We start from the raw sequence: 11,387 nt of genomic DNA, 5'->3' as shown, positions 1-11,387 counted from the left end.
GTGAAGGATTCCCGCACCCGCTGACAGGAGACGCCGCATGACCCGAGAAGCCGTGATCGTCGACGCCGTCCGCACCCCGGTCGGCAAGCGCGGCGGGCAGCTGCGCGACTGGCACCCGGTCGACCTGCTCGCGCACACCCTCACCCACCTCGTCGACCGCACCGGCGTGGCCCCGGACTCGCTGGCCGACGTGATCGTGGGCTGCGCCCTGCAACGCGGCGAGCAGACCGGCAACGTCGCCCGCACCGCGCTGCTCGGCGCCGGGCTGCCGATCGGTCTGCCCGGCACCACCCTGGACCGGCAGTGCGGCTCCGGTCAGCAGTCGGTCCATTTCGCGGCGCAGGGCGTGCGCTCCGGCGAGTACGACGTCGCGATCGGCGCCGGTGTCGAGTCGATGTCGCGGGTCGATCTCGGTCCGCTGTTCGACCCGAGCGGGCCGCGGGGCGAGTGGTACGGCGAGCGGGCGCTCGCCCGGTTCGAGGGCAACCTGCCTGCCCAGGGTCCGTCCGCCGAGCTGGTCGTCGCCAAGTGGGGCTACACCCGCGACCAGCTCGACGACTTCGCCGTCCGCAGCCACCAGCGGGCCGCCGCGGCGACCGACGCCGGGCACTTCGCGGCGCAGCTCGTGCCGCTGGAGGGCGTCGACGGCCCGATGACCCGCGACGAGGGCATCCGCGCCGCGCCCGACCGGCAGCGGATGGCCACGTTGACGCCGGTCTTCGACCCGGCGGGCGCGATCACCGCCGCGAACTCGTCCCAGATCAGCGACGGCGCCGCCGCGCTGCTCGTCGCCGACCGGTCGTACGCGGAGGCGGTGGGCCTGCGGGCGCGGGCGCGGATCGTGTCGATGGCGGTCGCCGCCGACGACCCGGTTCTGCAGTTCACCGCGATCCTCGCCGCCACCCGCGCCGCGCTCGACCGGGCCGGGCTGACGATCGTTGACATCGACCTGGCCGAGGTCAACGAGGCGTTCGCGCCCGTCCCGATGCTCTGGCGCGACGAGTTCGGCTACCCGGACGACCAGCTCAACGTGAACGGCGGCTCGATCGCGATCGGCCACCCGCTCGGCTCGACCGGCGGACGCCTGCTCACCCAGCTCCTCGACGAGCTGGAGCGTCGCGAGGCCCGCTACGGCCTACTCACCGTCTGCGAAGCCGCCGGCATGGCCAACGCCACCGTCATCGAACGCCTCCCCTGACCCCACCCGCGCACCGACGAAGGAGTCCCTCGTGCCGGCACCCACCCGCACCGTCGTGACCGGATACCCGTCCACGATGGGCGACGACGTCCAGCTCAACACCACCACCCTGATCCGGCACGCCGCCCGGACCCACGGCGACCGCGAGATCGTCTACCGGCTCCCGGACGGCGGCTGGGGCCGCTACACCTACGCCGACGCCTACGACCGCATCGTGCGCGGGGCGAACGCCCTGGCCGGCCTCGGCGCCGGCCCGGCCACCCGGGTCGGCATCCTCGACTGGAACAGCCGCCGTCACTACGAGCTCTACTGGGCGATCCCCGGTCTCGGGTCGGTGATGGTGCAGCTCAACCTGCGCCTGGGGCCCGAGGACCTCTCCTTCGTCGTCGCCGACAGCGGGACCTCGATCGTCTGCGTGGACGAGACGCTGCTGCCGGTCGCCGAGGCCGTGGCCCCGATGCTGCCCGACGTCACCGCGTGGGTCGTGCTGACGGACAAGCCGCTCGACCAGATCAGCACGACGCTGCCGAACGTGCACCACTACGAGGACCTCGTCGCTGCCGCGGCGCCCCGGATCGACTGGCCGGAGATCGACGAACGCTCCGCCTACGGCGCCTGCTACACGACCGGCACCACCGGCCGGCCGAAGGGCGTCTACTACTCGCACCGCGCGATCTGCCTGCACTCCTTCTCGCTCGCCACGAACATCGGCATGACCCTCGACGACTGCACGATGCTGATCACGCCGATGTTCCACGGACAGGCCTGGGGCCTGCCGCAGGCGGCCACCCTGACCGCCAACAAGATCGTCTTGCCGGGCCGGTACACGGCCGAGGACACCAGGCCGCTCACCGACGCGCTGATCGCCGAGGACGTGACCGTCACCAACGGTGCTCCCGCGATCTTCGGGCCGATGCTGGACTACATCCGCTCGCTCGAGGACAAGCCCGACCTGGGACGGCTGCGGATGATGTCGGGCGCGACCGAGCCGCCGCTGTCGTTGATGCGCGGCTTCGCCGAGCTGACCGGCGCGGAGATCGTGCACGCCTACGGCGCGACCGAGACCACGCCGCTGGTCACCATGAACCGGTACAAGCCGGGCGTGCGTGCCCGGCTGTCCGGTGACGACCTGCTCGAGCTCAAGCGCAAGCAGGGGCTCCCCGCCACCCTGGTCGACGTCCGGCTCGTCGACGCGGCCGGCGAGGACGTCCCGCACGACGGCGTCGCCCAGGGCGAGATCTGTGTGCGCGGCCCGTGGATCACCACGCGCTATCACAACATGGCCGATGCCGACGACCGTTTCACGGGCGGCTGGTGGCGCAGCGGCGACGTCGGCACGATCGACCCGGACGGCTACCTCAAGGTCACCGACCGGCTCAAGGACGTGATCAAGAGCGGCGGCGAGTGGATCTCCTCCATCGACATGGAGAACCTGCTGGCCGGCCACCCCGCCGTCGCCCAGGCGGCGGTCGTCGGGCTGCCGCACCCCAAGTGGCAGGAGCGGCCGTTCGTGCTCATCGTCCCGACCCCCGGGCACGAGGTGACGCTCGCGGACCTGCATGCGCACCTGTCGTCGGCGTTCGCGTCCTGGCAGCTGCCGGAGTCCTTCATCACGGTCAGCGAGATCCCCCGCACCAGCGTCGGCAAGTGCGACAAGAAGACCATCCGCACGACGTGGGCCGGTCACTACGGCGGTACCGATGACTGAGCAGCCCACCGAGACCCTGGTCTCCGCCGAGCGGCACGGCCCGGTCGCACTGCTCACGCTGGAGCACGTCGGGTCCTACAACGCGCTCGGCCGCGACCTGGTCGCCGAGCTGACCGGCCGGCTCACCGACGCGGCCGCCGACCCGGATGTGCGCGTCGTGGTCGTCACCGGCGCCGGCCCGGCGTTCTGCGCCGGCGCCGACATCGCCGAGGTCCCGGCCATGATCGGCGCCGCGCCGACCGACGAGCTGCCGTTCGACCGGCTCTTCGACGTCCTCACCGACTACCCGACACCGACGGTCGCGGCCGTGCGCGGCATCGCGTACGGCGGCGGGTGCGAGCTGGCGTTGGCCTGCGACATCGCGATCGCCGGCCATTCGGCCCGGTTCGCCGTCCCCGAGGTCAAGCTCGGGGTCATTCCCGGGGCCGGTGGCACGCAGCGGCTCGTGCACGCCGTCGGCAAGGCCAAGGCGATGCGCATGCTGCTGTCCGGCGACGCGGTCGACGCCGCATGGGCCTGCGACGCCGGGCTGGTCGCCGACGTGGTCGACGATGACGAGGTCGTCCCGGCCGCGATCGGGCTGGCCCGCCGCATCGCCGGGAACGCGCCGCGCGCCGTGGCACTCGCCGCGGACGCCGCCCGCCGAGCCCACGACCAGCCGCTGCGGGAAGGGCTGGCGACCGAACGCCACAACTTCCTGCGCGCGCTCGGCACCGACGACGCCCGCGAGGGGCTGTCCGCCTTCACCGCGGGCCGCACACCAGCCTTCACCGGCCGATGAGAGGGAGCATCCGATGATTCTCGACGACTACCGCGCCCCCTGGGCCACCCAGGAGCTCGACGACCTCCGCGGGCTCGCCCGCACCTTCATCGCGAAGGAGGTCGTGCCGAACCAGGAGCGCTGGGCGGCGGCGCACATGGTCGACCGCGAGTTCTGGCGGGCCGCCGGCCGGGCCGGGCTGCTCTGCATCAGCATCCCCGAGGAGTACGGCGGCGGCGGCGCGACGTTCGCCCATGAGGCCGTCATCGCCGAGGAGCAGGCCCGCGTCGGTGACGACGCCTGGGCCAACATGGTCCACAGCACGATCGTCGCGCACTACATCAACGCGTTCGGTACCGAGGAGCAGAAGCAGCGCTGGCTGCCCGGCATGGCCTCCGGTGACCTCGTCGGCGCGATCGCCATGACCGAACCCGGAACCGGCTCGGACCTCCAAAGCGTCCGCACCCGCGCCCGCCGCGACGGCGACCACTATGTGATCGACGGTGCCAAGACGTTCATCTCCAACGGCACCCACTGCGACCTGCTGGTCGTCGTCGCCCGCACCGGGGACGACGAGGGCGGCAAGGGGCTGTCCCTCATCGTCGCCGAGACCGAGGGCCTGGAGGGCTTCGAGCGCGGCCGCGTGCTGGACAAGATCGGCCAGCACGGCCAGGACACCCGGGAGCTGTTCTTCTCCGGCATGCGGGTCCCGGCGGGCAACCTGCTCGGCACCCAGGGACGCGGCTTCGCACAGCTGATGCAGCAACTGCCGCAGGAACGACTGATCATCGCGGTGGCCGGCGCCGCGGCCGCCACCGCGGCAGTCCGCGAGACGATCGCCTACGTGAAGGAGCGGGAGGCGTTCGGTCAGAACCTGATGAGCTTCCAGAACACCCGCTTCGTGCTCGCCGAGTGCGCCACCGACGCGACGGCCGCCCGCAGCATGGTCGACGGGTTCATCCCCCGCCACATGGCGGGCGAGCTGGACGCCGCGTCCGCTTCGATGGCGAAGTTCTTCTGCACCGACGTGCAGAACAACGTCGTCGACCGCTGCCTGCAGCTGTTCGGCGGGTACGGCTACATGAACGAGTACCCGATCGCGCGCATGTTCACCTCGGCCCGCGTGCAGAAGATCTACGGCGGCACCAACGAGATCATGAAGGAGCTTGTTGCCCGGTCCCTGTGAGAAGGCCGTCCACCAGATGGAGCGTCGATATCCCACGAGAGGAACCCCTACCGGGACACCCCCGCGCCGACCAGCGCTGAAGCATCGGCCCAGTACGAGGCGTCCCGTAAGCCTGGTTCGGTGAATAGTTCCGGTGAGGGGGCCATAACCGGCACACTGCCCCGGTGACCGGACTGCTGATCGGCTACGCCCGCTGCTCCACCGACGCCCAGGACCTCACCGCTCAACGCGACGCCCTCACCGCGCTCGGCGTCGCGACCGAGCGGATCTACGTCGACCACGGGCTCACCGGCACCAACCGCGCCCGACCCGGGCTACGCGAAGCCCTTGCCGCATGCCGCGCCGGCGACACCCTCGTGATCACGAAGCTTGATCGCCTCGCCCGCTCGGTGCCCGACGCCCGTGCGATCGCCGACGAGCTCACCGCCGGCGAGATCAAGCTCTGCATCGGCGCCTCGGTGCACGACCCCACCGACCCCATCGGCCGGCTACTGTTCAACGCACTCGCCATGATCGCCGAGTTCGAGGCCGACCTCGTCAGGATGAGGACACGCGAGGGCATGAAGGTCGCCAGAGCCAAGGGCCGGCTGCGCGGCAAGCAGCCCAAGCTCTCACCGCGACAGGAAGCCCACCTCGTCTCACTCCACGCCGCCGGCGAGCACACCATCAGCGAGCTTGAGGAGCTCTTCTCCGTCACCCGCTCCACGGTCTACCGAGCGCTCTCCCGCGCTCGCGCGAAGGTGGGCTGACCCGGCCCGGCAGTTACCTTGCACCTCGGGTCATCGCGAGTCCTGGGTACTACCGCCGCGCCTGGCGACGAGGTGGGCAACACCTGCGCCGCCAACCGCGATCTCCCCCCGCGCAACCACCATCGGCAGCTCAGGAGGCTACTCAGCCGTATCCGCCCGATTTTCGGCGAGTACTACGGCGACCCCCTCCCCGCTCGACGAGCGCCACGACGAGGAGCACACGATGAGCACCTGCACCCACCCCGGCGCGCACGTCCACGGCCTGATCGGCTCCGGACCGGTCCCCGTGGCGCCCGAGGAGACCCGGCTCGCCCTGGAACCGGCCGAGTGGGGCCACCTGTCCGGGCCGTTACGGCCCGGGGAGCGCATGTCGGCCTCGATCGGGGCGTGCAGCAGCTGCGGGGCGCTGGTGGTGTCCGTGTCGACCTGGCACCCCACCGACGGCCGTGGAGAGCACGCGGTGCAGTACCGGACCCCCTGGACCGCGATGTACGGCCGCAGCCCTGACGAGCCGGTGCCCGCTGACCCGACCGCGCGGCCCGGGCTCCCGGTCACCCTGGTCGGCCCGGGCGGGGTCGACCTCACACCCCGCGGAGCGTGAGGTGAGCACCGGCGGCGGGCGGATCAGACGGATCGCTGCCGGTGCTCGTCACCTGAATCGCCGTCCGCCCGCGTGGACAGGTGCACGGCGACCCACGTAGCCCCGACGATGATCGCCAAGTCAACGGCAGGGTGGGCAATCAGCGTGATCAGGACAGCTGACGGGGCGATGACGGCAGCAGAACGACCGCCGGTCCCGAGTCCCTTCCGCCACTCGCTCGCGACCAGCGCGGCCGCAACCACCGCCAGCAGCGCGGCCACCGCGGCATTCACGGCGGCGAACCCGAGCGCGAAGAAGACCAGCACGCCAACGCCCCAGCCCGGGCCAGCTCCGGAGACCAACGGGACCTCGCTCGATCCCCGGGCCCTGCGCTCTCGCCGAGCCGCACGCCGATCCTCACGGGCGATACCGCGTTCGTATTCGGCTCGGATGCGGTTCTGCTCGTCGGCCAAGGCCCGGGCCTGCTCGCGCCCTTGGAGGCGGCCGAGCCGCAACGCTTCACAGTCCGGGCAGTCACGATCGCTGCCGAAGAAGTGGCGCCCGCATCCGCTCACGCCCCGATTCTACTACAACTGGCGTTGAGATGATCTGCACGTCATGTCAGAACATGCCCACGGGCTCTGAGTCTCCTCCCGGCCACTGGATCGTGATGGTGGCTCCGGCGGCCGCTGCTTTGCAGAGATAGACGTGCGATTCCACGATCTCGTCGAGCGCGGCCACCACGTCGCCGTCATGGGACAGTAGAGCTATTTCCAGGATAGTGCGTGACCCGTCGGTCAAGTGCTCGCGGAGTCCGTCCAGCGGATCGGACGGGCCGATTCTGTCACGCGCGTTTCTGTCATATCGTCACCATACCGACTCAGTCGCCGACTCGGAGGAGACGGCGCGACCTGTTTCGGACCCCCCGCAGGAGACTCACTTTCTCGGGCGATGGCACGCACCGCGTCGCCGTCCGCCCCCCGGCTGAGCGCGCCCAGTCGAGCACGGCGCCGCGGCGCCGGTTCCCAGCCGCACCGCGGCCTCATGCAGACCGCCGCGCCGCCGTCTTCGGTCCTAGGTTCGCTTCCAGCGCGTACCCGCCTTGTCCTACGTCGTTGCTTCCGACGTCGACAAGCACACGCAGCCGCACAGCAGCCGCTCACGCAGCCTCAACTACAGCGACCAGCACATGATTACAGCAGCTACCAGCGTCATCATCATTTGATCTCTACTCTCACAACACACCTATGCACAGTGTTGTGATCTTGGTCGGGTCCGGTACGATGGGCTCGTGCTGCGCATCACCGCCATCGGCTCCGGAGCGGTCGAGTACCTGCTCCGCGGCTCGGGGTGCCGCGAGCACGACCACGCCGTCGAGAAGGCGGCGGGCCAGCAGGGGCCGGAGTACTACACCGCCGCCGTGGAGCACGGTGAGGCTCCGGGCCGGTGGGCCGGGTCGGGCATGGAGGCGATGGGGCTGGAGTTCCGGGCCGGGGACGCGGTGAACCCGGACGACGTGCGGGCGGTGTTCGGGCAGCTCCGCCGCCCGGAGTCGACCGAGGCGGAGCCGGAGTTCCTGGGGCGCCGGCCTGCGCATTTCCGCACCGAGGCGGAGCGGTACAACGCGCTGGCCGCGAAGGAGTCCGGCGAGGTCACGCCGGAGCGTGAGCGGGAATTGCGGTCCGAGGCTGCCACGTCCGGGCGGAAGCCGGTGGCGTACTACGATTTCACGTTCTCTGCCGTGAAGTCTATTTCCGTGTATGAGGCTGCTTTGCGGGCGACCGGTCAGACGGAATTGGCTGACAAGGTGGTGGAGGCGCACAATCGAGCGGTTCAGGTCGCGTTGGAGTACGCCGAGTCGCGGGTGATTTTCACGCGGACCGGGTCGCACGCTCGCACGGTGACCGGGAATGAGTCGATCGGTCGGCACGAGGCCGGTACTGGCGCGGTGTGGACGGTGTGGGCTCACTCCACGAGCCGGGAGAACGAGCCGCAGATGCACACGCACGCGGCCCTGTTGAACCGGACGGTGACCGAGGCCGGGAAGATCGGCGCTCTCGACGGCGCGAGTTTCCGGGCCTACAAGGAGGCCATTGCCGCCGCCTACGAGCGGGCGACCGAGCAGTTCGTGACCGAGGAGACCGGGGCGCGGTTCGAGCTGCGCCCGGACGGCAAGGCCCGCGAGATCGTCGGCATCGACCCCGAGGTGATGGCGGAGGCGTCGACGCGGCGGGGGCAGGTGACCGGGCTCGTCGCCGAGCGCGTCGCGCTCTACCGGGATCGGCACGGCAAGGAGCCGGACGCGGCCGCGATGAAGCGGATCACGGACATGGCCGTGTACGAGACCCGGAAGGCGAAGGGGCCGGAGTCCGGGCCGGCCGCGGTCGCGCGGTGGAGCGAGCAGCGGACAGAGCGGTTGGCCGCGATGGTGGCCGATGTCGAGGCGGCCGGACAGCGGGCGGCCGGGCCGGTGTCCGCGGGTGGTCACGTGTCCGGTGGGGCGGTGGCCGTTGACCGGCTCGCCGGTCACGGCGTGGCCGCGGGTGCGGACACGGCCGCGGACGTGGCCGCTGCGCACCTGCGGGACGTGTCCGCGTCGGCCATCGAGGACGTGCAGGCGTCCTACTCGGTGTGGACGCTGGGGAACCTCGCGGCCGCGATCGACAAGCGTCTGGGGTCCGCGGCCGATCTCGGCGTGGCCGCCGAGGATCGCCCGGTCCGGTTGGAGGAGATCGCGCGGGAGGCGCTGCGGTCGGTGGAGGTTGTGCAGGTCTCCACGCCGGACCCGGTCGAGGTTCCGGAGTCGTTCCGGCGCGCGGATGGCGGGTCGATCTACCGGCGCGCGAACGCGGAGCGGTACGCGACTGCCGCGCATCTGGCCGCGGAGCAGCGGGTGTCCGCCCGGATGGCCGCCCCGCTGGCCGGTGCGGTGACCGCGGACAGCGACGGGCTGGACGTGGAGGCACTGCGGTCGCGGCTGGCCGCGGCCGGCCTGTCCGGTGACCAGGTCGACGCAGTGGCCGGGATCATCGGGTCCGGCCGTCTCGGTGACTGCCTGGTCGGCCCCGCCGGGACCGGGAAGTCCCGCACGGTCGGTGAGCTCGCCCGGGTGTGGGCAGAGCACGCCGATGGCCGCGTGCTCGGTCTCGCCACGTCGCAGATCGCGACGCAGAACTTGGCCGGGGACGGCTTGGAGGCGCTCAACACGACCCGGTTCCTCAACGGCTTCACCGCGGACGAGGCGGGGGAGGTCCGTGACCGGCTCACCGGTCGGGACCTGGTGATCGTCGACGAGGCCGGGATGTCGTCGACGCAGGAGCTGGACCGGATCGTCGAGCTGTGCTCCGCCGCGGGGGCGAAGGTGGTCCTGACCGGTGACCATCACCAGCTCGACGCGGTCGGTGCCGGTGGCCTGTTCCGGCAGGTGATCGCCGAGCGCGGCGCGTACGAACTGCACGAGGTGCACCGGTTCCGCGCCGAGTGGGAGCGCGAGGCGAGCTTGAAGCTGCGCGGCGGGGACCCGTCCGCGTTCGACGCCTACAACGACCGTGGCCGCGTGCACGCGGGCACGTGGGAGGAGATGCAGGCCCTCGCCGCCGAGCGGTACCTGTCGGACGTCCTGGACGGCAAGGACACGCTGCTCATCACCGGCACCAATGAGGGGGCGGGGGAGCTGTCGGCGTCGATCCGGGACCGGTTGATCGAGCTGGGGCGGGTCGAGGAGGCTCCGGTCGCCTACGTGCGCGGCGCCAAGGGAAAGCAGGAGGTGTCGGTCGGGGACCGGGTGCAGGCACGGCTCAACGACTACCGTGCCCGCGTCGACCGTGGCCCGGGCGCGGCCGTGGAGCCGGACCCGGTGACGAACCGGGCGCTCTACACGGTGGTCGGGCGGCACGCGGAGTCCGGGGCGCTGCTCGTCCGGGACCAGGGCGGCGCGACCGCGCACCTGCTGCCGGGCTACGTGCGGGAGCACGTGACGTTGGCCTACGCGGTGACCGAGCACGCCAGCCAGGGCGTCACGGTGCAGCGCGGGCACTACCTGCCCGACCGGGATGCGACCCGGGAGGGCGCGTACCCCGGTCTCACCCGTGGTGCGGAGGAGAACCACGTCTACCTGCCCGCGGTGCGGGCGGCGGACGAGCACGACCCGGAGCGGGTCGAGGAGTCCGCGCGGGAGTGCTTCACCGGCATCTACACCGCCAGCTCGGCGCAGCGCAGCGCGACGGACACGCTGCGCGAGGGGCAGCGGGCCGCGGGCTCGTTCGCGATGGCGGCCGCGACGCTGGACGCGGTGTCCGATGACCACGCCCGCGGCCGGTACGGCGCGGTGCTGGCCGAGGTGCTCGGCCCGGACGCCGCGGCCGCGGCCGCCGACGACCGGGCGGCGTACGGCCGGTTGTTGCAGGCGACGCGGGAGGCGGAGATCGCGGGGCACGACCCGGCCGCGGTGCTGGCCGAGGCGGTCGGGGTGCGCGGCCTGGACACCGCCGAGAGTGTGCCGGACGTCGTCCGGTGGCGGCTCCGGCAGCTGACCGAGGCCCGGGTTCCGGAGCGGGCCGTGGACCCGGCGGACTGGACGACGCGGGTACCGGCCCCGGACGGGACCGAGGCCGGGCAGTACGTCGCGGACCTGGCCGCGGCGGCGACCGAGCGTCAGACCCGGTTGGGTCGACAGCTCGCCGAGGAGCCGACCGGGTGGGCGTTGAGCCAGCTCGGCGACGTCCCGGAGGTTGGGCAGGTCGCCGAGCGGGCCGCGTGGGAGCGGTCCGCGGGTGCGGTGGCCGCGTACCGGGAGATGGAGCGGGTACCGGCCGATCAGGAGTCGATCGGTGCGGCGCCGTCGCGGGAGTTCCCGCTCCGGCGGGCGTTGTGGCAGTCCGCGCGGGACGCGCTCGGCCCGGTCCCGGACGATGTGGTCGACCACCGTGCGCTCACCGATGGGGAGCTGTACCAGCGCACCGAGCGGTGGGCGCGGGAGCAGGCCGTCGCGCCGGAGTTCGTCGCGGACAAGATGCGGGAGGCGTACCGGGCCGCGCACGAGCAGCGGGTGCGGGTCAGCGCGCGGACCGCCGAGATCGGCGCCGCAGGCGATGGTGACCCCGACCTGCCCCGGAAGATCGAGGAGCGTGCCTCGCTCCGTCGGATGATGCAGTGGCAGCAGCAGCGGGCCGCCGACCTCGAGAACAGCCACGCGCACCGGTCGAAG

General features: G+C 71.9%; 8 protein-coding genes. 7 read left to right on the top strand and 1 reads right to left on the bottom strand.

The annotated features are described in order from the left end of the window. The first annotated feature begins 37 nt into the window (after positions 1-37). The 6 genes from GTW08_RS15820 to GTW08_RS15795 all read left to right on the top strand — a co-directional run bounded on the left by GTW08_RS15820 (position 38) and on the right by GTW08_RS15795 (position 6,202). Positions 38-1,198 carry a thiolase family protein gene (locus tag GTW08_RS15820; protein ID WP_161152137.1) on the top strand — a complete coding sequence of 387 codons (1,161 nt, stop codon included), beginning with the start codon at positions 38-40 and terminating at the stop codon, positions 1,196-1,198. Positions 1,199-1,229: 31 nt separating this feature from the next. Then, positions 1,230-2,906, top strand: coding sequence for a long-chain-fatty-acid--CoA ligase (locus GTW08_RS15815; protein ID WP_224404173.1), 1,677 nt, complete (start codon positions 1,230-1,232; stop codon positions 2,904-2,906). Then, positions 2,899-3,687, top strand: coding sequence for an enoyl-CoA hydratase/isomerase family protein (locus tag GTW08_RS15810; protein ID WP_161152136.1), 789 nt, complete (start codon positions 2,899-2,901; stop codon positions 3,685-3,687). The genes GTW08_RS15815 and GTW08_RS15810 overlap by 8 nt, the downstream gene beginning before the upstream one ends. 13 nt (positions 3,688-3,700) lie before the next feature. Continuing rightward, positions 3,701-4,852 carry an acyl-CoA dehydrogenase family protein gene (locus GTW08_RS15805; protein ID WP_161152135.1) on the top strand — a complete coding sequence of 384 codons (1,152 nt, stop codon included), beginning with the start codon at positions 3,701-3,703 and terminating at the stop codon, positions 4,850-4,852. Between the two features lie 164 nt (positions 4,853-5,016). Beyond that, positions 5,017-5,601 (top strand): recombinase family protein, encoded by a 585-nt coding sequence (locus GTW08_RS15800; protein WP_161152134.1) that lies wholly within the window; start codon positions 5,017-5,019, stop codon positions 5,599-5,601. A 223-nt stretch (positions 5,602-5,824) separates the two neighbouring features. Then, entirely contained in the window at positions 5,825-6,202 is a 378-nt protein-coding gene (locus GTW08_RS15795) for a hypothetical protein (RefSeq protein ID WP_161152133.1), read from the top strand. 23 nt (positions 6,203-6,225) lie between these two features. On the opposite strand, the gene GTW08_RS15790 is transcribed toward GTW08_RS15795, so the two are convergent. Continuing rightward, positions 6,226-6,756 carry a hypothetical protein gene (locus GTW08_RS15790; protein ID WP_161152132.1) on the bottom strand — a complete coding sequence of 177 codons (531 nt, stop codon included), beginning with the start codon at positions 6,754-6,756 and terminating at the stop codon, positions 6,226-6,228. Between the two features lie 716 nt (positions 6,757-7,472). Between GTW08_RS15790 and mobF the strand changes: the two genes are divergently transcribed. Beyond that, a partial coding sequence (gene mobF, locus GTW08_RS15785) for a MobF family relaxase (protein ID WP_161152131.1) occupies positions 7,473-11,387 on the top strand: 3,915 nt, incomplete at its 3' end.

The sequence above is a fragment of the Pseudonocardia sp. SID8383 genome, assembly GCF_009864975.1.
Taxonomy (GTDB): Bacteria; Actinomycetota; Actinomycetes; order Mycobacteriales; family Pseudonocardiaceae; genus Pseudonocardia; species Pseudonocardia alni.
This window is presented reverse-complemented; position numbering and strand designations above follow the sequence as displayed.